We start from the raw sequence: 23354 nt of genomic DNA, 5'->3' as shown, positions 1-23354 counted from the left end.
CGCGCCACGAACCGTAGCATGTGACAATCATTTTCAGAAGCTGGCTCCGTGCGACCCCCGGTTACAGCCGCGCCCCCTTCAATGTCATGTGCAGCAGCAGCCGGTCCTCCCCGTCGTCCAGGTCCAGGCCCGTGAGCTGTTCGACGCGGGAGAGGCGGTAGTACAGGGTCTGGCGGTGGATGCCCAGTTCGGCGGCCGTACGGCCGGCCTGGCCCGCGCAGTCGAGGTAGATCTCGGCGGTGCGGGCGAGGTCGTGGTGGGCGGGGGCGAGGAGAGGCGCGACCGACGGGTCGCGCAGCCGCTCCGGAGGGAGGGAGGTCAGCAGGCGGTACGGCCCGATGCGCGACCACTCGGCCACCGGCCCGAACCGCGGTTCCGCCAGCGCCGCGCGCGCCGCCGCCGACGCCTCCCGCCAGGCGGCGCCCAGACCGGTCAGCCCCGAACGGGCCTCGCCGATTCCGGCCGCGACCTGCGCCCGGCCCTGCGCGGGGGCGAATTCGTCCTTCAGCAACCGGGACGCCGTCGCCAGCGCCGCCGTCCTGGCCTCGGCTGAGCGCAGCCGCACCAGCACGGCCAGACTCTGCCCGGCCGCCCCCCAGGGAACCGTGCACAGCGCGGTCGCGTGCGGCACGGTACGCACCGACGGAGCGTCGTCCGGGTCGGCCGAGAACCAGGGCGTCACGCAGACGACCGTATGGACGCCGTCGGCGCGGGCGCCCAGGGCCGTGCGCAGCTCGGCGATCGCCATGTCGCCCTGCCAGCCGGGCTCCGCCGTCAGCACGGCCCGCAGCTCCCGGCTCAGATCCGCCCCGTGCTGCGCCTCGTCGGCGAGCAGCGCGCCGATGCGCGTGGTCACCGCCATCGCCGCCGACAACTGCTGGTCGCCGGGGCCGGGATCGTCGTCGAGCAGCCAGACATAGCCCAGCACCACACCCTTGTGGCGTACGGGCAGACAGATACGTCCGCGGTAGACCCCCGCCTCCGGGGTGGGCGGGATCCGCACCGGGCCGGTCGCGCGGGTGATGCCGAAGCCCTCGAACCACCGGCGCACCGCCGACGTGGAACGACGGGTCAGGATCGAGCGGGTGCGGACGGGGTCCAGGGCCGACGCGTCGAGTTCGCCCTCGCTGTCGTAGGCCCCGAAGGCGATCAGCTCGAAGTCCCGGTTCTCCAGGGTCGCGGGGACGCCCAGCAGCTCCGAGACCTCGTCGACCAGCTCCTGGTAGTCACCCCTGTGTTCCGACGTCACCCGGGCATTCTCCCGCATGTCCCGGGACCCTTCATACATCTGTCTGAGATCTGCGGCACGGATGCGTGACAGCTGTCGATGGCAGCCGTGCGGAGGGATCCTTAGGTTTCACGGTGGTTCTCCGTGCCGTACCCGGAACATCACCGATCGGGGTGTCGGCCGTCATGTGGCTGTGTTTGGGAGGTGCCCCGTGCTGGGTCCCGTGATTCTCGCCGCGTCGCGCAGCGACCGGATGCGACGCCTGATCTCGGCGGCACCGGTGACGAAACAGGTCGTCGACCGGTTCATCCCCGGTGAGGACGTCGACGACATCGTGCCGATCATCGAGGAGCTCACCGGCAAGGGCCTGGAGCTGACGATGGACGTCGTCGGCGAGGACATCACCCGCCCGGAGCAGGCCGAGGCCGCCAGGGACGCGTATCTGCGCCTCGTCGACCGGATCAAGGACCTGGAACTCGGTGAGCGCGTCGAGATGTCCGTCAAGCTCTCCATGTTCGGGCAGGCGCTGGACGGCGGCCACGAGCTGGCCCTCGCCAACGTCCGCCCGGTCGTCGAGGCCGCGGCCGCCATCGGTACGACGGTGACGCTCGACGCGGAGGACCACACCACCCTCGACTCGATGTTCGCCATCCACGAGGAGCTGCGGAAGGACTTCCCGCAGACCGGCTGCGTCATCCAGGCCTACCTGTTCCGCACCGAGGCCGACGCCCGCCGCCTCGCCGCGAGCGGCAGCCGCGTGCGGCTGGTGAAGGGCGCCTACAAGGAGCCCGCCGAGGTCGCCCACCAGAACAAGCACGAGATCGACAGGGCGTACGTCAGGATCCTGCGGATTCTGATGGAGGGCGACGGGTATCCGATGATCGGCTCCCACGACCCGCGCCTGATCTCCATCGCCCAGGAGCTCGCCCGGCGCGCGGGGCGCAAGCTGGACGAGTACGAGTTCCAGATGCTGTACGGCATCCGCAGCGACGAGCACCTGCGCCTCGCCGCCGAGGGCCACCGCATGCGCGTCTACACGGCCTACGGGACCGACTGGTACGGCTACTTCATGCGCAGGCTCGCCGAGAAGCCCGCCAACCTGCGGTTCTTCCTTCGCTCCATGGTCAGCAAGGGCTGAGCCCCGACCCAACGGCTCGAAAACACACCGCTCAGTAAGGAGTTACGGAACACATGGACGCTGTGACCCAGGTCCCCTCCCCCGTCAACGAGCCGGTGCACGGCTACGCCCCCGGCTCGCCCGAGCGGGCCCGGCTGGAGACCAAGCTCAAGGAGCTCGCCGAGAACCCGATCGACCTGCCCTGCACCATCGGCGGCGAGAAGCGGATGGGCGGCGGCGAGCGCTTCGACGTCGTGCAGCCGCACAACCACAAGGCCCGTCTCGGCACCTACGGCAACGCCACCCGGCAGGACGCCCAGGACGCCATCGACGCGGCCCTCGCCGCCGCGCCGGCCTGGCGCGCGATGTCCTTCGACGACCGTGCCGCGATCATCCTGCGCGCCGCCGAGCTGCTGGCCGGCCCGTGGCGCGAGACGCTGGCCGCCTCCACCATGCTCGGCCAGTCGAAGACGGCTCAGCAGGCCGAGATCGACACGCCCTGCGAGCTGGTCGACTTCTGGCGCTTCAACGTCAAGTACGCCCGTGACCTGCTCGCCGAGCAGCCCCCGGCGAACTCGCCGGGCGTGTGGAACCGCCTCGACCACCGCCCGCTGGAGGGCTTCGTCTACGCGATCACGCCGTTCAACTTCACGGCGATCGCGGGCAATCTGCCCACCGCCCCCGCCCTGATGGGCAACGTCGTCGTCTGGAAGCCGTCCCCGACGCAGACCCACGCCGCCGTGCTGCTCATGCAGCTGCTGGAGGAGGCCGGTCTGCCCAAGGGCGTCATCAACCTCGTCACCGGTGACGGCATCGAGGTCTCCGAGGTCGCCCTGAACCACCGCGACCTCGCCGGCATCCACTTCACCGGCTCGACCAAGACCTTCCAGTACCTGTGGAAGACGGTCGGCAACAACATCGAGAAGTACCGCTCCTACCCGCGCATCGTCGGCGAGACCGGCGGCAAGGACTTCGTCGTCGCCCACCCGAGCGCCGACAAGGCGATCCTGAAGACGGCCCTGACCCGCGGTGCCTTCGAGTACCAGGGCCAGAAGTGCTCGGCGACCTCCCGGGCGTACATCCCGGCGTCGATCTGGAACTCCGGCTTCAAGGAGGAGTTCGCCGCCGAGGTCGACTACCTCACCATGGGTGACGTCACCGACCTGTCGAACTTCATCGGTGCCGTCATCGACGAGCGCGCCTTCGCCAAGAACAAGGCCGCCATCGACCGAGCCAAGTCCGACCCGAGCTGCACGATCGTCGCGGGCGGCTCCTACGACGACTCGGTCGGCTGGTTCGTGCGCCCGACCGTCGTCGAGTGCACCGACCCGGAGAACGAGGTCTTCACCACCGAGTACTTCGGCCCGTTCCTCGCCGTGCACGTCTACGAGGACGACAAGTACGACGAGATGCTGGACCAGATGGAGTCGGTGTCCGCCTACGCGCTGACCGGCTCGGTCATCGCGAGCGACCGCGCGGCGGCGGCGCACACCATGGAGAAGCTGCGCTACGCGGCCGGCAACTTCTACATCAACGACAAGTCGACCGGCGCCGTCGTCGGCCAGCAGCCCTTCGGCGGCGGCCGTGCCTCCGGCACCAACGACAAGGCCGGGGCCCCGCAGAACCTGATGCGCTGGACGCTGACCCGCGCCATCAAGGAGACGCTGGTCCCGCCGACCGACTACACCTACCCGCACATGGGCTGACATCCCGACGCGCCCTCGGAAGGCCGGGTCCCGAACGGGCCCGGCCTTCTCGCCGTGGGGGGGGGCTACTCGGCGATCTCCGTCCGCTCCCACCACTCGTACACCGGCAGCCTGCCCTGTGCCGTGTCCGTGTGCCGAGCCGTCGGTCTGAAGTGCTCGTACCCGCCGCGCAGCTTGATCTTGGCGTCCGGGCCGGGGGACGGGGTCGCGACGATCCGTTCGGGCAGGTCGTCGGGGCCGCCCTCAAGGAACACTTTCGACGTGTCGTTCATGGGTTCACCGCTTCCCCTCGTCCGGGCCCGGTGTCCCGTGCCCCGCGCAGGATCAGCCGAGTGGGCGATCACGTCGATACTGGTCGGATGACCTCACCCTCCCGCGCCCCGACCCCGCGCACCGCCCACACCGCCGACCTCACCCCGGCCGAACTGCGAGCGATCCGCGCCCTGTTGGACGACGCCTTCGACGGCGACTTCTCCGACGAGGACTTCGACCACGGGCTCGGCGGCATGCACGTCCTGGTCCACGACGAGGCGGGACGGCTCGTCGCGCACGGTGCGGTGGTCATGCGGCGGGTGCGGCACCGGGACCGGTGGCTGCGGGTCGGTTACGTCGAGGCGGTCGCCGTACGGTCCGACGCGCGACGGACCGGGCTCGGGGGACTGGTGATGGCCGAGCTGGAGCGGGTGATCGACCGGGCGTACGACGCCGGGATGCTGTCCGCGAGCGACGAGGGGGCCGCGCTGTACGCCGCCCGCGGCTGGCAGGTGTGGAGCGGGCGGGTCTGCGCGCTGGGCCTGCAGGGCGTCGTGCGGTTGCCGGACGAGGAGGGGAGCACGTTCGTCAGGCCCGCCCTGGCCGGTCGGCCGGACCCCGCGTTCGAGCTGGTCTTCGACTGGCGGGACGGTGACGTCCTCTGACAGGGCGACCCTCAAAAGCGCAGGTCAGTGGTGTGTGACCCAGTCCACCGTCTCAGATAGTAGGAAGTCCGAGTAATTGTGGAGACAGACACGCCCTCCTCCCTTAGCTTTGTAGGAGCCGAACGTCTCGCTCGATCAAGCGAATGGCGGTCGTGAGCCGGGCCCCGAGCAGGCAACCCCTGCGGCACCGCTCCCCGCCCAACCGGCGTCTCGTAACCCCTTTCCGCACTCCCGGTTCTGTCGAAGGAGTCGATTTCCCATGGCCGAGACGACCGCCCGCCGTCGAGTCCGTCACCTCCCCCGCACGAGCGACGACGACCGCAAGAACGCCGCCGCCGCCCTCCAGCGCGCCCTCGACCGCAGGGACAACGGCGGAGTCACCGGCCACCAGGCCGCCTGACCCCCGTCACCCGAGCCCTGTAACCCCCACAAGCCGGGAGCCGCGCCCGCTCGGGGTGCGGCGCGGGCTCATGCTCCGCGCCGCACCTCGAAATGGTCGATGCGCTCGCCGCTCCCCGTCAGCGCCGACACCTTCAGGCGGGGCCGCGCGCCGCTCACCGCCTCCACCGAGAGGAACGAGAAGCCCCGGTAGCGCACGCGCGACCACTGGACGCTCTCCGGCTTCATCTCGCGCGACCTGGTCCACCGGAAGGTGCCGACCGACTCCCGCTCGCTCACGTGCCCCTCGTAGCTCTCCTCGACGCCCGCGGGGAAGCCGTACAGCTCCTTGCCCCCGCCGCCGGCCGTGACGTACACGATCCCGTCCCGCGTCGGATCGGTGGCCGAGCCGATCGGCACCCGCGCCCCCACCTCGCCGTTCTTGATGGCGTCCGTGCGTTCGTAGACGTGGTTGTGCCCGTTGATCACCAGGTCCACCTGGTGCCGCGCGAACAGCGGCACCCACTGCGCGCGCACCCCGCCGTCGGAGGCGTGCGAGGACGTCGAGTACGCGCAGTGGTGGAAGTAGACGACGACGAAGTCGACGTCCCGTGCCGCCCGCAGCCGACCGAGCCGCTCGTCCAGCCACTTCGTCTGCCGGCCGTCGGTGTGACCGCGGTTGGCGGGGATCTCGTACGACACGTCGTTCGCGTCCAGCGCCACGAAGCCGACGTTGCCGTAGGTGAAGGAGTAGGCGCCCGGCGCCGTCCGGGCGTCGAAGCCGCTGTCCGGCAGGGACCAGCGGGCCAGCTGACCGCCGTAGCCCTCCGGCGAGTACCAGGCCTCCATGTCGTGGTTGCCGGTCGTCACCATCCACGGCACCGACCTGGACACCGGCTCGGTCTGCCTGAGGTACAGGTCCCAGAAGCCGGGGTCGTAGCCGTCCGACTCCTTGCCCAGGCCCTTGACGTCGGCGTAGCAGATGTCGCCGGCGTGCAGGTGGAACGCCGGGTCACGGCGCAGCAGGACATGTTCGTTGGCTGCCGCCGCCTCGCTGACGCCCTGGTCGCCGAAGGCCGTGAAGGTGAAGGTCTCCGGGGTGGCGGGAGCGGTGCGGAAGGAGGTGATCGTCGAGCGGTGCCGCGGGGCGGCCGGGTCGAAGCCGTCGTGACCCACGCCGTAGTAGTACGTCGTGCCGGGGCGCAGGGCGTCCAGGGCGGCATGGACGTAGTACTGCTCCAGCGCCGCGCGCACGCCCCGCAGTTCCGGGGTGTACAGCGCACGGACCTCGGCCTCGATCCGGCGGCCGAGGTCGTCCGGGCGCAGACCGACGCGGACGAACGGCCGCCGCACCGCGGCCGGCACCTGCCAGGAGATCCGCATCTGCGTCCTGGGGTCGGCGCCGAAGGCGAGATGGCGGCCGAACGGCGTGACGACCGAGCCCGGCACCCGGGACGCGGACCTCGAAGGACCGGGCGCGGAGCCCGGCCCGGAACCGGAGCAGCCCGTCAGCAGGCCGCCCGCCACCGCGCCCGCGGTCACCAGGGTGCGGCGCCGGGTCAGTCGCGACCGCAGGTACTCGTGCTGTTCCGCCATGCTCATCCGGCGGGCGAGCTGCGGGGGGATGCCGAAGTCGGGAAGGTCCATGGGGAGGAACTTCCCAGCGGAGGCCAACACCCGCCGGACGTACGGGTGAACGGCAGCCGACGCCCGGACGCCGTCCCTCCGTCCGGCTGTCCGCATCGCGGACACCGCATGTCATCCCATGGGACGAGGAGTAGGGTGCCCGACATGTCTCGCAGCATCAATCTCGCAGTGATCCCCGGTGACGGCATCGGGCAGGAAGTCGTGGCCGAAGGCCTCAAGGTCCTCTCCGCCGTCCTCCCGCAGGATGTGAAGCTGGAGACCAAGGAGTACGACTTCGGCGCCAAGCGCTACCACGCCACCGGTGAGACCCTCACCGACGCCGACCTCGACGCCCTGAAGAAGCACGACGCGATCCTGCTCGGCGCGATCGGCGACCCGTCCGTGCCGTCCGGTGTCCTGGAGCGCGGCTTCCTGCTCAAGCTCCGCTTCGCCTTCGACCACCACGTCAACCTGCGGCCCTCGAAGCTGCTGCCGGGTGTCGCCACCCCGCTGGCCGGTGAGCCGTCCATCGACTTCGTCGTGGTCCGCGAGGGCACCGAGGGTCCGTACACCGGCAACGGCGGCACGATCCGCAAGGGCACGCCCCACGAGGTCGCCACCGAGGTCTCCGTCAACACGGCCTTCGGTGTCGAGCGCGTGGTCCGTGACGCATTCGCCCGCGCCCAGGCCCGCCCGCGCAAGAAGCTCGCGCTCATCCACAAGAACAACGTGCTGACCTTCGCCGGTCATCTGTGGACGAACGTCTTCAACAAGGTGGCCGAGGAGTTCCCCGAGGTCACCACCGAGTACATGCACGTCGACGCGGCGACCATCTACCTGGTCACGCAGCCCGAGCGCTTCGACGTCATCGTCACCGACAACCTCTTCGGCGACATCATCACCGACCTCGCCGCGGCGGTCTCCGGCGGCATCGGCGTCGCCGCGAGCGGCAACATCAACCCGAGCGGCGAGTTCCCGTCCATGTTCGAGCCCGTCCACGGCTCGGCCCCGGACATCGCCGGCCAGGGCAAGGCCGACCCGAGCGCCACGGTCCTGTCCGTCGCCCTGCTGCTGCGGCACCTCGGCTACGACGGCGAGGCCGCCCGCATCGAGGAGGCCGTCTCGGCCGACCTCGCCGAGCGCACCGGCAAGCCCGCCCGCAGCACGTCGGAGATCGGTGACGCGCTGGCCGTACGAGTAGCCGGCTGACCCGCCGCGCCTCACACACCTCGAAGCCGCCGGGTCATCGCACTCGGCGGCTTCCCCATGTCCGCCGCCGGGTGCCACTATCGACCCCTGGGTCGCGATTCACGCCGATCACGCCGATTTCTTCCGCGGCTGCCGCTTGCGATAATCGAACGCGGAGCCGCCGAATGAGGGAATGCTCGGACGTCCTAGCACTGGACACCGACAGTACTGGCGTGAGCGCGGCCCGCCACAACCGAACCGGTGAAGGACACCTACTCATGACGACGCCCACGATCGAGCTCAAGCCTTCCGCCAGCCCGCTCGCCGCCGCAGACCGCGAGGCGATCCTGGCCGACCCCGGGTTCGGCCGCCACTTCACCGACCACATGGTGACGATCAAGTGGACCGAAGGCCGCGGCTGGCACGACGGCCAGCTCGTGCCGTACGCGCCGATCTCCCTCGACCCGGCCACCATGGTCCTGCACTACGCGCAGGAGATCTTCGAGGGTCTGAAGGCCTACCGTCAGCCCGACGGCACGGTCGCCACCTTCCGCCCGGAGAAGAACGCCACCCGCTTCCAGGCGTCCGCCCGCCGGCTCGGCATGCCCGAGCTGCCGGTGGAGACCTTCATCGAGGCGTGCGACGCGCTGGTGAGGCAGGACGAGGCCTGGGTGCCGGCGCACGGCGGCGAGGAGTCGCTCTACCTGCGGCCGTTCATGTTCGCCACGGAGGTCGGCCTGGGCGTGAAGCCCGCCGGCGAGTACCTGTTCATGGTCATCGCCTCCCCGGCCGGCGCCTACTTCCCCGGCGGCGTGAAGCCGGTCTCCATCTGGGTCTCCGAGGACCACGTCCGTGCCGTGCCCGGCGGCATGGGTGACGCCAAGACCGGCGGCAACTACGCCGCGTCCCTGCTCGCCCAGGCGGAGGCGGCGGCCGAGGGCTGCGCCCAGGTCTGCTACCTGGACGCGGTGGAGCGCAAGTGGGTCGAGGAACTCGGCGGCATGAACCTGTACTTCGTGTACGGCGACAAGATCGTCACCCCGTCCCTCACCGGCTCCATCCTGGAGGGTGTCACCCGGGACTCCCTGCTGTCCGTCGCCCGTGACCTCGGTTACCGGGCGGAGGAGGGCCGCGTCTCCGTCGACCAGTGGCAGCGCGACTCGGAGAACGGCACCCTGACCGAGGTCTTCGCCTGCGGCACGGCCGCGGTCATCACCCCGGTCGGCACGGTCAAGCGCACGGGCGCCCAGTGGCAGCAGAGCGGCGGAGAGCCCGGCGAAGTGACCCTCAGGCTTCGCCAGGCCCTCCTCGACATCCAGCGGGGCAAGGCCGAGGACAAGCATGGCTGGATGCACAGGCTGGGCTAGGGTCCGAGCGGCAGACCCTGACGCTCGGCCGTGACCGCCAGGGCCGCCGTGGACTCCGCGTCCGCGGCGGCCCTGGCGCGTGCCGGTGCACGCTCACCGGTCGTCAGCAGCGCGTACGCCCCACCGCCCACCAACCCCGACAGCAGGAAGCTGCAGTCCACCCCGGCCGTCAGGGCCAGCAGGGGCCCCTCGTACCACGGCAGCGCGACCGCGCCCACGCCGATCACCGCGCCCAGCGCCCAGGACGCCGTCGCCCGGATGTTCCAGCCGCCGCGGTACCAGTAGATCCCGCCCCGGGCCCGGCGGTTGAACACCTGGAGCGCCTCCGCGTCGTACGCGCCGCAGCAGCGCGCGAAGCCGATGAGGGTGATGACCGCCCACGGCGTGCCGATCGCCGTCAGCAGCAGGACGAACGACGTCATCGCGTCCTGGGCGCTGGAGGCGTAGTGGCCGACGAAGACGCACACCGTGGCCACGACCGCGACCGCGTACGTCGCCCTCGCGCGCGAGGCCCTCGGCAGGATGGCGTCCAGGTCCAGACCCATGGAGTAGAGCATCAGTCCGGCGTTGCCGACCGAGCCGGCCGAGGCGGCCAGGAGCAGCGGCAGCAGGTACCAGGTGGGGGAGGCGTCGACCAGCGGCCCCGCGTAGTCGAGGGCCGCGCGCGCCGCGTACGCCGTGAAGGTGCCGAACAGCTGCGGGACCAGCAGGCCCAGGAGCAGGCCGAGCCATGTGGCGTGCAGGACCCGGCGGGAGGAGTGGCGGGCCGGGGAGATGTAGCGGGTGTAGTCGCCGAGCAGGGTGATGAAGGCGATCGGCCCCGACAGGCCCGCGGCCACCGTCGCCAGCAGCCAGGTCGGCCAGAAGCCGCCCAGCAGATGGCCGCCCGCCTCCGGCAGCGCGGCGGTCGTGAAATCGGGGGCGTAGGCGAACACGCCGAGGACCAGCAGTGCCGTCATGCCGATCGCCAGGACCCGGGACATGGCGAGCAGGACGCGGTAGCCGTACACCGCTCCGGCTACGGTCGCGGCGGCGAGGAGGGCGTAGACCAGGCCGTACGACACGTCGTTCGCCGGGGTGCCGAGCAGGCGGCCCAGGACGCTCACCATCACGTCACCGCCGATCCAGATCGTCAGTGCGGAGTAGCCGAGCGCCAGCAGCAGGCCGACGACCGAGCCGACCAGCCGGCCCCGCACCCCGAACTGGGCGCCGGAGGACGTGGACAGGTTGGTCGCGGTGCGCAGGGAGATCAGGGCCAGCGGGGCGGTGAGGGCCGTACCGGCCAGGGTTCCCACCACGATCGAGCTGACCGACGCCCACCAGTCCAGGCCGAACGACGGCGGCAGCCAGCCGAAGACGATCACTCCGAGGCAGAGGTTCGAGCCCAGCAGGATCGCGACGAGGTCCCGTGGGCCGCTCGTGCGTTCCTCCTCGGGGACGGTGTCGACTCCGCGCTGTTCCATCGGCATGGCAGGTCTCCTTCGATCGGCCGCCAGGGTTAGAGCGACGTTCAATGTGAGGGATCGCGTGGGCTGAGTCAACACTTCGCTTCTGCCGACTTCATGTTTAGAGTGATGCTCTAATCGAGGAGAGGCAAGGAGGTGCCCGCCCCATGAGACTGACTCCCACGGAACGTGACCGGCTGCTGCTCTTCACGGCCGCCGAGCTGGCCCGTGCCCGCCGCGCACGCGGTCTGCGGCTCAATGTGCCGGAGGCCACCGCGCTGATCGCGGACACGGTGTGCGAGGCCGCCCGCGACGGCGCCCGGCTGGCCGAGGCCGTCGAGCGCGCCCGTGGTGTGCTCGGCCCGGACGACGTGCTGCCGGGCGTCGCCGACGTGGTCACCGAGGTGCATGTCGAGGCGGTCTTCGACGACGGCTCACGGCTCGCGGTCGTCAGCGACCCGATCGGGGGCGGCCTCGGCGACGGGGCGCCGGGCGCTGTGCTGCCGGGGCCCGAGCACGCCGAGCCGGAGGCCGCCGTACGTCTGACGGTCACCAACACCGCCGCCGTGCCCGTCTCCGTCACCTCCCATTTCCACTTCTTCGAGGCCAACCCGCGCCTGGACTTCGCGCGGGAGAAGGCCTACGGGACGCGGCTCGCCGTACCGGCCGGGTCGTCGGTGCGGTTCGGGCCGGGCGAGAGCGTCGAGGTCGGGCTCGTGCCCGTCGGGGGCGACCGGATCGCGATCGGGTTCGCCGGTCTGGTCGACGGGGCGCTGGACGCGCCCGGCGCCCGGGAGGAGGCGCTGCGCCGCGCCGCCGCCTGCGGCTACCTCGGCGTCACACAGACAGCTGCCGATCAGGAGGCCGAGCGATGAGCCGCCCAGGAGGACACCCCGCCGAGGCACGCCGCCTCACCCCGTACGAGTACGCCGCAACCCACGGCCCGCGCGCCGGTGACCGCGTCCGGCTCGGCGACTCGGGCCTGACGATCCGCGTCGAGTCCGACTCCCAGCGCCACGGCGACGAGTTCCTCGCCGGGTTCGGCAAGACCGCCCGGGACGGGCTGCACCTCAAGGCGGCCGCCGTCCGCGAGACCTGCGACGTCGTCATCAGCAACGTGGTGGTGATCGACGCGGCGCTCGGGATCCGGAAGGTCTCCATCGGGATCAGGGAAGGCCGGATCTGCTCGATCGGGCGGGCCGGGAATCCCGACACCCTCGACGGCGTCGACGTCGTCGTCGGCACCGGGACCTCGATCGTGTCCGGCGAGGGGCTCATCGCCACCGCCGGGGCCGTCGACACCCACGTCCACCTGCTGTCGCCCCGCGTCATGGAGGCGTCGCTCGCCTCGGGGGTGACCACGATCATCGGCCAGGAGTTCGGACCGGTGTGGGGTGTCGGCGTCAACTCGCCGTGGGCGCTGCGGCACGCGTTCAGCGCATTCGACGCCTGGCCGGTCAACATCGGCTTCCTGGGCCGCGGTTCGTCGTCCTCCTCGGCACCCCTGGTCGAGGCCCTCGCCGAGGGCGGCGCCTGCGGCTTCAAGGTGCACGAGGACATGGGCGCCCACACCCGGGCGCTGGACACGGCGTTGCGCGTCGCCGAGGAGCACGACGTCCAAGTGGCCCTGCACAGCGACGGGTTGAACGAGTGCCTGTCGGTCGAGGACACCCTCCGCGTCCTTCAGGGCCGCACCATCCACGCCTTCCACATCGAGGGCTGCGGCGGCGGACACGTCCCGAACGTGCTGAAGATGGCCGGTGTCCCGAACGTCATCGGCTCCTCCACCAACCCCACCCTGCCCTTCGGCCGGGACGCGGTCGCCGAGCACTACGGCATGATCGTCTCCGTCCACGACCTCAAGACCGACCTGCCGGGCGACGCCGCCATGGCCCGCGACCGCATCCGCGCCGGAACCATGGGCGCCGAGGACGTGCTGCACGACCTGGGCGCGATCGGCATCACCTCGTCCGACGCGCAGGGCATGGGACGGGCGGGGGAGACGGTCCGCCGTACGTTCGCCATGGCCGGGAAGATGAAGGCCGAACTCGGCGCCCCGGACGCCGACCACGACAACGAGCGGGTCCTGCGCTACCTCGCCAAGCTGACCATCAACCCGGCCATCGCGCACGGCCTCGCGCACGAGGTCGGCTCGATCGAGGTCGGCAAGCTGGCCGACATCGTGCTGTGGCGGCCGGAGTACTTCGGCGCCAAGCCGCAGCTGGTGCTCAAGGCGGGCTTCCCGGCGTACGGGGTGGTCGGCGACCCGGGCGCCGCCACCGACACCTGCGAACCCCTCGTCCTCGGGCCGCAGTTCGGGGCGTACGGGGCCGCACCCGCCGACCTCTCGGTCGCCTTCGTCGCACAGGCGGCCGTCGACCAGGGTGGTGACTCCATGCCCACCCGCCGCCGGCGGGTCGCCGTGCGCGGTACGCGGGGCATCGGACCCGCCGACCTGCGCCTGAACTCCCGTACCGGAGCGGTCGACGTGGACCAGCGCACCGGGCTGGTCACCCTCGACGGAGAGCCGCTGCGCTCCGAACCCGCCGAGTCCGTCTCCCTCAGCCGTCTGTACTTCCTTTGAACGCCACCGCCTGTGAGGATCACTGATGTCCGCTGCCGCCGACGGCTTCCGCATGCCCGCCGAATGGACCCCGCACGAGCGCACCTGGATGGCGTGGCCGGGCCCGAACGCGACGTTCGACGACCCCGGGGAACTCGCCGCCTCCCGTCTGGCCTGGGCGTCGGTCGCCCGTGCCGTCCGCCGTTTCGAACCGGTGACGGTGGTGTGCGGCCCGGGACAGTCCGAGGAGGCGCGGACGCTGCTCGGACCGGGTGTCGACACGGTCGAGCGGGACCTCGACGACGCCTGGATGCGCGACATCGGCCCCACCTTCCTGACCGACGGCAAGGGTGGACTCGCCGCCGTGGACTGGACCTTCAACGGCTGGGGTGCCCAGGAGTGGGCCCGCTGGGAGCACGACGCGAAGATCGCCGCGTACGTGTCGGACCTCGCGGGGTCGACGAAGACGTACGCCTCGGACCTCGTCAACGAAGGCGGCGCCATCCATGTGGACGGCGAGGGCACGGTCCTGCTCACGGAGACCGTCCAGCTCGGCCCCGAGCGCAACCCGCACTGGACACGCGAGCGGGTCGAGGCGGAGATCCACGCCATGCTCGGCACCCGCAAGGCGATCTGGCTGCCGCGCGGCCTCACCGGCGACTACCCGCCTTACGGCTTCGGCACCCTCGGCCATGTCGACATCGTCGCGGCCTTCGCCCGCCCCGGTGTGGTGGTGGCCCACCACCAGCCGGACCCGGCCCACCCCGACCACGAGGTGACCAGGGAGGTCATCGGCATCCTGAAGTCGGCGACGGACGCGCGCGGGCGCCGCCTGGAGGTGGTCGAGGTGCCCGCCCCGACCGTCCTGGAAGCCGACGGGCACTGGGCGGACTACTCCTACATCAACCACTACCTCTGCAACGGCGGCGTGGTGCTGTGCGGCTTCGACGACCCGCGCGACGAGATCGCGGCCGGGATCTTCCGTCGGCTCTTCCCCGAGCGGACGGTGACCTTGGTGGACGCACGGACGATCTTCGCCGGCGGGGGCGGCATCCACTGCATCACTCAGCAGCAGCCGAGGGCCGGGGTCAGGTAGAACGTACGGGTGAACGTACTGCGCTGCGCCACCCGCGGAACACGGCCGACCGAGTCGGTCCGGCTCGACGAGACGCCCGAGACCCCGCATCCCGACACACACCGCCTCGTCGGCCGCTGCGGTCCGGACGGCCGTGCCGGGGTCGGCCGCCGTCGCGCGAGCCGGGCCGAGGCCGCGATCGGTGCCGCCCACGGCGCGAGCCACTGCGGGACTAGGGTCTGTCGTTTGGATCATGCCGGCGTCCAAACGACAGACCCTAGGCCCGTCCCGGCCGCCGTGCGGGTGAAGGCCGCCCGGTGAGCACCCGCCGCCGCACTCCCGCCCCGCCCCGCGAGGACGTCCTAGCCGCCGCCATGCGGATGATCGCCGAGCGCGGTCTGGAGAAGCTCACCATGGCGGCGCTCGGCCGTGAGGTCGGGATGAGCAGCGGGCATCTCCTCTACTACTTCCACTCCAAGGACGAACTGCTGCTGCAGGCCCTGGAGTGGAGCGAGGGCCGGCTCGGCGCCGAGCGCGGGCGGCTGCTGACGCGGGTGTCCGCCACGGTGCGCGAGCGGATCGAGGCGTACGTCGACCTGTACGTCCCCGATGGCCACCGCGACCCGCACTGGACGCTCTGGCTGGAGGTCTGGAACCGCTCGCAGAACGCCGACGACGACGGCCGCGACCGCCAAGCCGCCATCGAGGGCGCCTGGCACCGGGACCTGGTGGCGCTGCTGGCGGAGGGGGTGTCGAGGGGGGAGTTCCGGCCGGTCGACCCGGACCGGTTCGCATCCCGGCTGCGGGCGCTGCTCGACGGCTTCTCCATCCATGTGGCCATCGGCCTGCGTGGCACGGACCGGGTGCAAGTCCTGCGCCACGTGAGGGAGTTCCTGGACGAAAGCCTCCTCGCGGACTCCTGAGCGCGCGCCCTGGTTGTACGCAATTTTGCGGATTGACCCTGTGGTGCGTGGTGCGTTTGCCTCGTACGGGCCCCTCGACCCGGGGCCGGGGGAACGCGTCCACGGGGACGGCGTCGACCGCGCTGACCGCGATGAACGCGCCGACCGCGAAGAACGCGAAGAACATGCGCGACGGGAAAACAGGGGGAAATGTGCTCAGAACCATGCGTGGGGTGTCCGTGGCGGTACTCGCGGGGGCGATGGTCGCTGCCGCGACGACCTCCGCGGCACCGGCGCCCGGCCCGCGGACCGAGCGGATCACGCTGTCCGCGGCCGGGGAGCAGATCGGGACGGGGGCGGGCGGCCAGGCGCTCAGCTCCGACGGCCGCTACGCCGCGTTCGTCTCGGAGGACGCGGGCGTGGTGGCGGGCGACACCAACGGGGTGACCGACGTGTTCGTCCGGGACCTGCGCCGCGGGACCGTGGAGCGGGTCAACGTGGCGTCGGACGGGACGCAGGCGGACGGGGGCGGCAGCTACCGGGCGGAGATCAGCGGCGACGGCCGCTACGTCGCGTTCGCCTCCCGGGCGGGGAACCTCGTCGAGTGGGCCGAGCCGCCCGAGCCGTACGCGTCCGACATGTACGTCCACGACCGCCGCACCGGTCGCACCGAGCGCGTCAGCGTCGCCGCCGACGGCGGATCCGGCGCGGTCCTCGACAGCTTCGACATGTCCCGCGACGGCCGGTACGTCGCCTTCACCGCCTCGTCCGCGCGGATGGAGGGGGACGCGACCGACCGGACGCTCGCCTACGTCGTCGACCGCCGCACCGGCACCACCAAGCGGATCAGCGACCACGTCCCCTCGGACTGGTACGTCCCGTCCGTCACCCTCAGCGCGGACGGCAGCCGCCTGGCCTACGTCCAACGGCACCCGCGCGGCGGACGGCACGAGCTGTGGCTCGCCGACCTGCGCACCGGCGAGCAGGACCTGGTGAACGCCACCCCGGAGGGCGGGCCCACCAACGGCTCGCCGGCCGGCGCGACGCTCTCCGACGACGGCAGCCTCGTGTCCTACGCGTCCTTCGACGACAGCGTGGTCCCCGGGGCACCGACGTACACCTGGGAGCTCTACCTGTACGACAGCCGCACGGGGAAGACCCGCTGGATGACCCACGAGGGCAGGGGCGGACTCGGCGCCGGTGTCCTCAGCGCCGACGGGCGCCGGCTCGCCTACACGACCGAGACCCCGGCGGACGGCGGGACGACGGTCGAGAACGTCCATGTGCGGGACCTGCGCACCGGCCGGACCGAACTGGTCACCCGCACGACGACCGGCGGACCGCAGAGCGAGGGCTACGCGGCACCCAGCGCGTTCGCCCGCGACGGGCGCCTGCTCGCCTTCCACTCGACCTCGTCCGAACTCGTCCCCGGTGACACCAACGGCGCGGCCGACGGCTTCCTTCGCCGCCTGGGGTGATCAGCACAGTGCTCGCATCCTGAGACGGACGGTGAGCACGGGGGCGACTTGTGCCAGACTGCCCCCGTGCTCTCGTTCGCCATGATTATTGGCAGCAGGCGCGCCGGTCCGCAGTGACCGCCACGTACGACCAGGTACGGGTGGACACCGTCGTCCTCGACCCGCGCGCAGACCTCTCGCACCCGCGAGGGGTTTTTCTGTTTCCCGGCCCACCCGCAGCCGGGCGGAGAGCGTGAGGGACCATAGGTGGGGGCGGTGGAACCGGTCATTCCGGTAGACCGAGATCCAACACAGGAGCCTTGTGACCATGTCGGTATCCAGCGAGCTCGACGATTCGTTCCACGTCTTCGACACCACCCTGCGCGACGGCGCCCAGCGGGAGGGCATCAACCTCACCGTCGCCGACAAGCTGGCCATCGCCCGTCACCTGGACGACTTCGGCGTGGGCTTCATCGAGGGCGGCTGGCCCGGCGCCAACCCGCGCGACACCGAGTTCTTCGCACGTGCCCAGCAGGAGATCGACTTCCGGCACGCCCAGCTGGTCGCCTTCGGCTCCACCCGCCGCGCGCATGCCAAGGCCGCCGACGACCCGCAGGTCAACGCCCTGCTGGACTCCGGTGCCCCGGTGATCACACTGGTCGCGAAGTCCCATGACCGGCATGTCGAGCTGGCCCTGCGCACCACGCTGGACGAGAACCTGGAGATGGTCCGCGACACGGTGTCGTACCTGCGCGAGCAGGGCCGCCGCGTCTTCGTCGACTGCGAGCACTTCTTCGACGGCTACCGCGCCAACCCCGAGTACGCGAAGTCCGTCGTCCGTACCGCCTCCGAGGCCGGCGCCGACGTGGTCATCCTCTGCGACACCAACGGCGGCATGCTCCCCGCCCAGGTCCAGGCGGTCGTCGCCACCGTCCTCGCTGACACCGGCGCCCGGCTCGGCATCCACGCCCAGGACGACACCGGCTGCGCGGTGGCGAACACGCTCGCCGCCGTCGACGCCGGCGCCACCCACGTCCAGTGCACGGCCAACGGCTACGGCGAGCGCGTCGGCAACGCCAACCTGTTCCCGGTGGTGGCGGCTCTGGAGCTGAAGTACGGCAAGAAGGTCCTCCCCGACGGCCACCTGCGGGAGATGACACGCATCTCGCACGCCATCGCCGAGGTCGTCAACCTCACGCCCTCCACGCACCAGCCGTACGTCGGTGTCTCCGCCTTCGCGCACAAGGCCGGACTGCACGCCTCCGCGATCAAGGTCGACCCGGACCTGTACCAGCACATCGACCCCGAGCTGGTCGGCAACACGATGCGCATGCTGGTCTCCGACATGGCGGGCCGCGCCTCCGTGGAGCTGAAGGGCAAGGAGCTCGGCATCGACCTGGGCGGCGACCGCGAGCTGGTCGGGCGGGTGGTCGAGCGGGTGAAGGAGCGGGAGCTGGCGGGCTACACCTACGAGGCCGCGGACGCCTCGTTCGAGCTGCTGCTGCGCACCGAGGTCGAGGGCAAGCCGCTGAAGTACTTCGACGTGGAGTCCTGGCGCGCGATCGTCGAGGACCGTCCCGACGGCACCCACGCCAACGAGGCCACCGTCAAGCTCTGGGCCAAGAGCGAGCGCATCGTCGCCACGGCGGAGGGCAACGGCCCGGTCCACGCCCTCGACCGCGCCCTGCGGGTCGCCCTGGAGAAGATCTACCCCCAGCTCGCCAAGCTGGACCTCGTCGACTACAAGGTCCGCATCCTGGAGGGCGTCCACGGCACCCAGTCCACCACCCGCGTCCTGATCTCCACGTCCGACGGGACGGGGGAGTGGTCGACGGTCGGCGTCGCCGACAACGTGATCGCGGCGTCCTGGCAGGCCCTGGAGGACGCGTACACGTACGGGCTGCTGCGGGCCGGGGTGTCACCGGCGCAGTAGTCCGAACGGCCCTCGCGCCGCCCCCGGTCCTCTCGCCCACGGCACAGTGGAGCCATGGACGACAGGGAAAGCGACGCCACGCACCTCCTCGCCCGGGGGCGGGTGGCGACCCGGCTGCCCGCCCAGGACCTGGCACGGGCCCGGCGCTTCTACTCCGAGAAGCTGGGGCTGGAGCCCGTCGACGAACGGCCGGGCGGGCTGCTGTACCGCTGCGGCGGCACCGAGTTCGCCGTGTACCTGTCGACGGGCGCCTCTCCCGGCACCTTCACCCAGATGGGCTGGCAGGTCGAGGACGTCGGAGCGGTCGTCGCCGAACTCGGCCGCCGCGGCATCGAGTTCGAGGACGTGGACGTACCCGGGCTGCGCACGGTCGACGGCATCGCCGACGTCGAGGGCCACTACCCGAGCAAGGGCTACCGCGGCGAACGCGCCGCCTGGTTCCACGACAGCGAGGGCAACCTCCTGGGCATCGGTCAGCCGTACACCTGACCCGGAGCCGTCGTACGAGCGGTCAGCGTCGCGGCACGAGCGGTGCCGTGCGCGGATTCCGCCCACCGGCAACAGCTCGTTCGCCCCGTCCATCAGGTAGCGTCGAGGGTATGAGGACTCCGCTGTTCCGGGGCCTCATGCGCTCGCTGATCGTGCCGGTCGTCGCCGCCGCCGCGGTGCTGACGGCCGGTGCGCCCGGCGCACATGCGGCCACGGACCTTTCCCAGGTCGCCGAGGCGCTGCGCGAGGATCCCGTGTACGTGGACCCCGCCGCCTCGGACCAGTTGTCGTCGGCGGACGCCGAAGCACTCGCCGACAAGATCAAGGACGCCGACAAGCCGGTCTTCGTCGCCGTCCTCCCGGCTGATCAGCCGACCCAGAGCCTCCTGCTGAACCTCCGCACGCAGACCGGTGTCACGGGTCTGTACGGCGTCCGCGTCGGTGAGCGCTTCGACGCGGCGGCGGACGCCGCGGTGATGCCCGAGCAGGCGGTGGACAACCTGGTCGCCTCGGTGCAGAGCGCCGGCGACCCCAAGGCCCAGCTGAACGACTTCGTCGACGCGGCGCTGCGCAACGTGGACGGCACCGCACCCGCCAGTTGGAGCGACGGCGGAGGCGAAGGCGTGGACGTCGGCGGTCTGATCGCCGCGGGCGCGGTGCTGGCGGCGGGCGGCGCGGGCGCGTACGCGCTGGTCCGGCGCAACCGGCGCCGCCATGAGGCGGAGCAGCGGGCGGCACTGGAGAAGCTGCGGGTCGTCGTCGACGAGGACATCACCGCCTTCGGCGAGGAACTGGACCGACTGGACTTCCATCCGGCCGAGCCCGGTGCCGACGACGCCATGCGCGCGGACTACGAGCGTGCCCTGGACTCCTACGAACAGGCGAAACGGCTGATGGACGGGGCGCGCAGACCCGAGGACGTCAAGGCCGTCACCCAAGCCCTGGCGGACGGCCGCTTCTCCCTCACCCAGCTGGCCGCCCGCCGGGAGCATCGGCCCCTGCCGGAGCGCCGGCCGCCCTGCTTCTTCGATCCGCGCCACGGTCCGGCGGTGGCCGACGAGACCTGGACGCCGCCCTCCGGCACCGCGCGCGAGGTCCCGGTCTGCGCGGCCGACCGCACCCGGCTGGCCGAGGGCCGCGACCCCGTGGTCCGCGAGGTCGACACGGAGTACGGCCGCCGCCCGTACTGGGACGCCGGTCCCGCCTACGGGCCGTGGGCAGGCGGTTACTTCGCCGGCGGCATCCTCCCCGGCCTGCTCATCGGCACGATGCTCGGCTCCATGATGGCCGCCCCCGCCTACGCGGCCGACTACGGCGCGGGCTACGGCTACGGCGGTTACGAAGGCGGCGACGTCTCCGGCGCGGACTTCGACAGCGGGGACTTCGACGGCGGAGGCTTCGGCGGCGGGGACTTCGGCGGTGGCGGGTTCGACGGCGGAGGAGGGTTCTGACCGGGCCTCCACGGCGAGCCGATCGCCCATGGCGGAAGCGGCGGAAGCGGCGGACACGGCACGGGCCCGGCGTCCGAGGACGCCGGGCCCGTGGTACCGGCGGGTCTGGCGCCCGCGCGGTCGTGGAGTCGAAAAGCGGCTCAGAGAGAGGACGCCGCCGAGGCGATCTGGGAGGCGAAGGTCGAGACCTCCGTGTAGACGCCCGGAGCGTTCGGACGGGCGCAGCCTATGCCCCAGCTGACGATGCCCACCTGGATCCAGGCGTTGTTGGCGTCGCGGCGGAACATCGGGCCGCCGGAGTCGCCCTGGCAGGTGTCGACGCCGCCCGACGGGAAGCCGGCGCAGATCTCCTCGTTGGCGACGAGGCCGCTGTAGCCGCTGTACGAACGGCACTGGGCGTCGCTGACGAACGGCACGGTGGCCTTGAGCATGTAGCGCTGCTGGGCGCCGCCCTCGCGGTTCGCGCCCCAGCCGGCCACGGTGAAGGTGCCGGTGTTGTACTGCGTGGTGGTGGCGATCTTCAGCGTCGGCAGGTTGATCGGCTGGGCGAGCTTGATGAGCGCCCAGTCCTTGCCGGTGCCGTTGTAGCCGGGGGCCCGGTACACGTACGTGGAGCGGACCTGGACCCGGCCGCTGGTGGACTGCAGGTCCACGACGCCGGCGGTGGCGGTGATGCTGGTGGTGGGGCCGGTCGCGCCCACACAGTGCGCGGCGGTGAGCACGATCTGCTGGGTGTAGAGCGCGCCGCCGCAGCCCATGGAGAGCCGGACCATGAACGGGAACTCGCCCTGCGTGGCACGGGTTCCGCCGACGACGCGCGTGTCGGCCTGCGCGGCCGAGACGGGCTGGAGGCTGACGATCGCCAGAGCTGCTGCGCCGAGGACCGCGCATCTCTTGAGCGCGGTGAGTAGCTTCTTCAACGTGATGCCTTCCGTGGGGGGTTGGACATACGAACGTGAGAGCGCTGAGATGTCAGGGGCATGTCACGCAAGGGGAGTGAGAGGGGCGAGAGCCCTCTCGTCGTGGCATGCGCCGGTCAAGTGTGTTGCTGGATTATCGGAACTCTGTGCGGGTCCGGACAAGGTGCCAATTCAGGCCACGCCCGTGCAGGGCAGGGTCCGTCGCGGGTCCGTCGAGCCGCGCGCCGCCGGGTTCTCGACGAGCGCCCCGGAGTCTCGGACTCGCGGCTTTCGGACACTCGGTCCCTCGCCGGCTCCGGGCCGGCGCATAGGACAGAAGCTGACCTCTATCCGGCCTAGCCTGCCGGTATGACCTCCTCCGACGACACCCCGTCCCTCGCCTTCGCATCGGCCGCCGCGCTCGACGCCTGGCTGACGGCCCACCCCGCCCCGCACCCCGGCCTCTGGGTGGAGATCGCCAAGAAGGGCTCGGGGATCCGGTCCGTCACCGCCGCCGAGGTCAACGACGTGGCGTTGTGCCATGGCTGGATCACGGGACACCGCAAGGGCCTGGACGCGTCGTCCTATCTGCAGCGGATCACGCCGCGTCGGCCCGGCAGCCTGTGGTCGATGGTCAATGTGCGGCGCGTGGCGGAACTGACCGCCGAGGGCCGCATGCGTCCGGCTGGTCTCGCCGAGGTGGCGGCGGCCCGGGCGGACGGGCGCTGGCAGGCGGCGTACGAGTCGCAGAGCAGGGCAGAGGTCCCGGACGAACTGGCCGCGGCGCTGAAGAGGGACCCGGGTGCGGCGGCCGCCTTCGACGCGCTGGGCCGGACCGAGCGCTACCAGGTCATGCTCGGTCTGCTGCGGGCCCGGACCCCGCGCGGCCGGGAGAGGCAGATCGCCGCGATCCTGCGGGAACTGACGAGGCGCCGGTGAGCCGAGGGCTCACCGGCGCCGTCGTCGAAGGGCGCGAAGGGTTCACGCGTTCCTGATCGCCGAGATGTCGAAGTTCAGCTTGATCTTGTCCGAGACCAGCACGCCGCCCGTCTCCAGAGCCGCGTTCCAGGTCAGGCCCCATTCGGAGCGCAGCAGCTGCGCCTTGCCCTCGAAGCCGACACGCTCGTTGCCGAAGGGGTCCTTCGCGGCGCCGTTGAACTCCAGGTCGATGGTGATCGGCTTCGTGGTGCCGAGGATCGTCAGATCGCCGGTGATGCGGAAGTCGTCGCCACCGAGGGACTCCGCCTCGGTGGAGCGGAACGTCATCGTCGGAAACTCGTCCGTCCTGAAGAAGTCCGCGCTCTTGAGGTGGCCGTCGCGGTCCGCGGAGCCGGTGTCGATGCTGTCCATCTTGACGTCGATGGACGCCGAGGACGCCGACGGGTCGGCGCCGTCCAGGTGCAGCGAACCGCTGAAGTCGAGGAACTTGCCCTTGACGTTGGTGACCATCGCGTGGCGGACGGTGAAGCCGATCGTGGAGTGGGCCGCATCGATCGTGTAGTCGCCGGTCAGGGGGGTCAGGTCGGTGTTCATGGCTGCGCTCCTTCGCATTGATGTTGAATCTTTAACTACTTCAACGCGACCCACCGTAGACCTATTCCGTTCGATGTTCA

21 protein-coding genes are annotated in these 23354 nt (G+C 71.2%); 15 read left to right on the top strand and 6 right to left on the bottom strand.

The window, feature by feature from the left end:
* Positions 1–61: 61 nt before the first annotated feature.
* Positions 62–1267 carry a PucR family transcriptional regulator gene (locus tag ACFYNL_RS12650; protein WP_388801080.1) on the bottom strand — a complete coding sequence of 402 codons (1206 nt, stop codon included), beginning with the start codon at positions 1265–1267 and terminating at the stop codon, positions 62–64.
* A 172-nt stretch (positions 1268–1439) separates the two neighbouring features.
* Here ACFYNL_RS12650 and ACFYNL_RS12645 point away from each other — a divergent pair, with 172 nt between their 5' ends.
* Complete coding sequence (locus ACFYNL_RS12645) at positions 1440–2366, top strand: proline dehydrogenase family protein (protein ID WP_388801077.1); 927 nt, start codon at positions 1440–1442, stop codon at positions 2364–2366.
* 53 nt (positions 2367–2419) lie between these two features.
* The gene (pruA, locus tag ACFYNL_RS12640; RefSeq protein ID WP_388801074.1) at positions 2420–4051 is read left to right on the top strand and encodes an L-glutamate gamma-semialdehyde dehydrogenase; all 1632 of its coding nucleotides are present in this window, start codon (positions 2420–2422) and stop codon (positions 4049–4051) included.
* Between the two features lie 65 nt (positions 4052–4116).
* Here the strand turns inward: pruA and ACFYNL_RS12635 are convergent, their stop codons facing one another.
* Positions 4117–4323: a DUF5988 family protein gene (locus tag ACFYNL_RS12635; protein WP_388801071.1), complete on the bottom strand. Its 207-nt coding sequence runs from the start codon at positions 4321–4323 to the stop codon at positions 4117–4119.
* Between the two features lie 87 nt (positions 4324–4410).
* Here ACFYNL_RS12635 and ACFYNL_RS12630 point away from each other — a divergent pair, with 87 nt between their 5' ends.
* Together ACFYNL_RS12630 and ACFYNL_RS12625 are read left to right on the top strand one after the other, a co-directional pair.
* On the top strand, positions 4411–4968 hold the full coding sequence (locus ACFYNL_RS12630) for a GNAT family N-acetyltransferase (RefSeq protein ID WP_388801068.1): 558 nt from the start codon (positions 4411–4413) through the stop codon (positions 4966–4968).
* Between the two features lie 259 nt (positions 4969–5227).
* A complete protein-coding gene (locus tag ACFYNL_RS12625; protein WP_388801065.1) occupies positions 5228–5368 on the top strand; it encodes a hypothetical protein in 141 nt (46 codons plus the stop codon).
* Between the two features lie 68 nt (positions 5369–5436).
* Here ACFYNL_RS12625 and ACFYNL_RS12620 read toward each other — a convergent pair whose 3' ends face one another.
* Positions 5437–6993 (bottom strand): purple acid phosphatase family protein, encoded by a 1557-nt coding sequence (locus ACFYNL_RS12620; RefSeq protein WP_388801062.1) that lies wholly within the window; start codon positions 6991–6993, stop codon positions 5437–5439.
* Positions 6994–7137: 144 nt separating this feature from the next.
* Between ACFYNL_RS12620 and ACFYNL_RS12615 the strand changes: the two genes are divergently transcribed.
* Positions 7138–8181 carry a 3-isopropylmalate dehydrogenase gene (locus tag ACFYNL_RS12615; RefSeq protein WP_388801059.1) on the top strand — a complete coding sequence of 348 codons (1044 nt, stop codon included), beginning with the start codon at positions 7138–7140 and terminating at the stop codon, positions 8179–8181.
* Positions 8182–8438: 257 nt separating this feature from the next.
* Entirely contained in the window at positions 8439–9527 is a 1089-nt protein-coding gene (locus ACFYNL_RS12610) for a branched-chain amino acid aminotransferase (RefSeq protein WP_388801056.1), read from the top strand.
* Here the strand turns inward: ACFYNL_RS12610 and ACFYNL_RS12605 are convergent.
* Positions 9524–10996, bottom strand: coding sequence for a cytosine permease (locus tag ACFYNL_RS12605; protein WP_388801053.1), 1473 nt, complete (start codon positions 10994–10996; stop codon positions 9524–9526). The genes ACFYNL_RS12610 and ACFYNL_RS12605 overlap by 4 nt on opposite strands.
* Positions 10997–11139: 143 nt before the next feature.
* On the opposite strand from ACFYNL_RS12605, the gene ureA reads away from it, so the two are divergent.
* From ureA to ACFYNL_RS12565, 8 genes are all read left to right on the top strand, one after another.
* Positions 11140–11847, top strand: a complete 708-nt coding sequence (ureA, locus tag ACFYNL_RS12600; RefSeq protein ID WP_388801050.1) for an urease subunit gamma — start codon at positions 11140–11142, stop codon at positions 11845–11847.
* Positions 11844–13556 (top strand): urease subunit alpha, encoded by a 1713-nt coding sequence (locus ACFYNL_RS12595; protein WP_388801047.1) that lies wholly within the window; start codon positions 11844–11846, stop codon positions 13554–13556. The genes ureA and ACFYNL_RS12595 overlap by 4 nt, the downstream gene beginning before the upstream one ends.
* A gap of 25 nt (positions 13557–13581) precedes the next feature.
* Complete coding sequence (locus ACFYNL_RS12590; protein ID WP_388801044.1) at positions 13582–14631, top strand: agmatine/peptidylarginine deiminase; 1050 nt, start codon at positions 13582–13584, stop codon at positions 14629–14631.
* Positions 14632–14984: 353 nt separating this feature from the next.
* Positions 14985–15533 (top strand): TetR/AcrR family transcriptional regulator, encoded by a 549-nt coding sequence (locus ACFYNL_RS12585; RefSeq protein ID WP_388802665.1) that lies wholly within the window; start codon positions 14985–14987, stop codon positions 15531–15533.
* 203 nt (positions 15534–15736) lie between these two features.
* Positions 15737–16990 carry a TolB family protein gene (locus tag ACFYNL_RS12580; protein WP_388801041.1) on the top strand — a complete coding sequence of 418 codons (1254 nt, stop codon included), beginning with the start codon at positions 15737–15739 and terminating at the stop codon, positions 16988–16990.
* A 307-nt stretch (positions 16991–17297) separates the two neighbouring features.
* The gene (gene cimA / locus ACFYNL_RS12575) at positions 17298–18902 is read left to right on the top strand and encodes a citramalate synthase (RefSeq protein WP_388801038.1); all 1605 of its coding nucleotides are present in this window, start codon (positions 17298–17300) and stop codon (positions 18900–18902) included.
* Positions 18903–18956: 54 nt separating this feature from the next.
* On the top strand, positions 18957–19391 hold the full coding sequence (locus ACFYNL_RS12570; protein WP_388801035.1) for a VOC family protein: 435 nt from the start codon (positions 18957–18959) through the stop codon (positions 19389–19391).
* Positions 19392–19501: 110 nt separating this feature from the next.
* Positions 19502–20842 carry a hypothetical protein gene (locus tag ACFYNL_RS12565; RefSeq protein WP_388801032.1) on the top strand — a complete coding sequence of 447 codons (1341 nt, stop codon included), beginning with the start codon at positions 19502–19504 and terminating at the stop codon, positions 20840–20842.
* A 140-nt stretch (positions 20843–20982) separates the two neighbouring features.
* Here ACFYNL_RS12565 and ACFYNL_RS12560 read toward each other — a convergent pair whose 3' ends face one another.
* The gene (locus ACFYNL_RS12560) at positions 20983–21762 is read right to left on the bottom strand and encodes a S1 family peptidase (protein ID WP_388801029.1); all 780 of its coding nucleotides are present in this window, start codon (positions 21760–21762) and stop codon (positions 20983–20985) included.
* Positions 21763–22110: 348 nt separating this feature from the next.
* On the opposite strand from ACFYNL_RS12560, the gene ACFYNL_RS12555 reads away from it, so the two are divergent.
* Positions 22111–22680: a YdeI family protein gene (locus tag ACFYNL_RS12555; RefSeq protein WP_388801026.1), complete on the top strand. Its 570-nt coding sequence runs from the start codon at positions 22111–22113 to the stop codon at positions 22678–22680.
* Between the two features lie 42 nt (positions 22681–22722).
* On the opposite strand, the gene ACFYNL_RS12550 is transcribed toward ACFYNL_RS12555, so the two are convergent.
* The gene (locus ACFYNL_RS12550) at positions 22723–23274 is read right to left on the bottom strand and encodes a YceI family protein (protein ID WP_388801023.1); all 552 of its coding nucleotides are present in this window, start codon (positions 23272–23274) and stop codon (positions 22723–22725) included.
* Positions 23275–23354 lie beyond the last annotated feature (80 nt).

The sequence above is a fragment of the Streptomyces sp. NPDC007808 genome (assembly GCF_042868655.1).
In the GTDB taxonomy this organism is placed as follows: Bacteria; Actinomycetota; Actinomycetes; order Streptomycetales; family Streptomycetaceae; genus Streptomyces.
Note: the sequence above shows the minus strand (reverse complement) of the source record. Positions and strands in the feature narration are given on the sequence as shown.

Excerpts from the sequence above, each read along its gene's own strand:
- cimA (WP_388801038.1), top strand. The coding sequence starts at position 17,298 with ATGTCGGTATCCAGCGAGCTCGACGATTCGTTCCACGTCTTCGACACC.
- ACFYNL_RS12565 (WP_388801032.1), top strand. The coding sequence starts at position 19,502 with ATGAGGACTCCGCTGTTCCGGGGCCTCATGCGCTCGCTGATCGTGCCG.
- ureA (WP_388801050.1), top strand. The coding sequence starts at position 11,140 with ATGAGACTGACTCCCACGGAACGTGACCGGCTGCTGCTCTTCACGGCC.
- ACFYNL_RS12650 (WP_388801080.1), bottom strand. The coding sequence starts at position 1,267 with ATGCGGGAGAATGCCCGGGTGACGTCGGAACACAGGGGTGACTACCAG.
- ACFYNL_RS12610 (WP_388801056.1), top strand. The coding sequence starts at position 8,439 with ATGACGACGCCCACGATCGAGCTCAAGCCTTCCGCCAGCCCGCTCGCC.
- ACFYNL_RS12635 (WP_388801071.1), bottom strand. The coding sequence starts at position 4,323 with ATGAACGACACGTCGAAAGTGTTCCTTGAGGGCGGCCCCGACGACCTG.
- ACFYNL_RS12585 (WP_388802665.1), top strand. The coding sequence starts at position 14,985 with ATGCGGATGATCGCCGAGCGCGGTCTGGAGAAGCTCACCATGGCGGCG.
- ACFYNL_RS12570 (WP_388801035.1), top strand. The coding sequence starts at position 18,957 with ATGGACGACAGGGAAAGCGACGCCACGCACCTCCTCGCCCGGGGGCGG.
- ACFYNL_RS12625 (WP_388801065.1), top strand. The coding sequence starts at position 5,228 with ATGGCCGAGACGACCGCCCGCCGTCGAGTCCGTCACCTCCCCCGCACG.
- ACFYNL_RS12590 (WP_388801044.1), top strand. The coding sequence starts at position 13,582 with ATGTCCGCTGCCGCCGACGGCTTCCGCATGCCCGCCGAATGGACCCCG.
- ACFYNL_RS12580 (WP_388801041.1), top strand. The coding sequence starts at position 15,737 with ATGCGTGGGGTGTCCGTGGCGGTACTCGCGGGGGCGATGGTCGCTGCC.
- ACFYNL_RS12550 (WP_388801023.1), bottom strand. The coding sequence starts at position 23,274 with ATGAACACCGACCTGACCCCCCTGACCGGCGACTACACGATCGATGCG.
- ACFYNL_RS12630 (WP_388801068.1), top strand. The coding sequence starts at position 4,411 with ATGACCTCACCCTCCCGCGCCCCGACCCCGCGCACCGCCCACACCGCC.
- pruA (WP_388801074.1), top strand. The coding sequence starts at position 2,420 with ATGGACGCTGTGACCCAGGTCCCCTCCCCCGTCAACGAGCCGGTGCAC.
- ACFYNL_RS12555 (WP_388801026.1), top strand. The coding sequence starts at position 22,111 with ATGACCTCCTCCGACGACACCCCGTCCCTCGCCTTCGCATCGGCCGCC.
- ACFYNL_RS12615 (WP_388801059.1), top strand. The coding sequence starts at position 7,138 with ATGTCTCGCAGCATCAATCTCGCAGTGATCCCCGGTGACGGCATCGGG.
- ACFYNL_RS12605 (WP_388801053.1), bottom strand. The coding sequence starts at position 10,996 with ATGCCGATGGAACAGCGCGGAGTCGACACCGTCCCCGAGGAGGAACGC.
- ACFYNL_RS12595 (WP_388801047.1), top strand. The coding sequence starts at position 11,844 with ATGAGCCGCCCAGGAGGACACCCCGCCGAGGCACGCCGCCTCACCCCG.
- ACFYNL_RS12620 (WP_388801062.1), bottom strand. The coding sequence starts at position 6,993 with ATGGACCTTCCCGACTTCGGCATCCCCCCGCAGCTCGCCCGCCGGATG.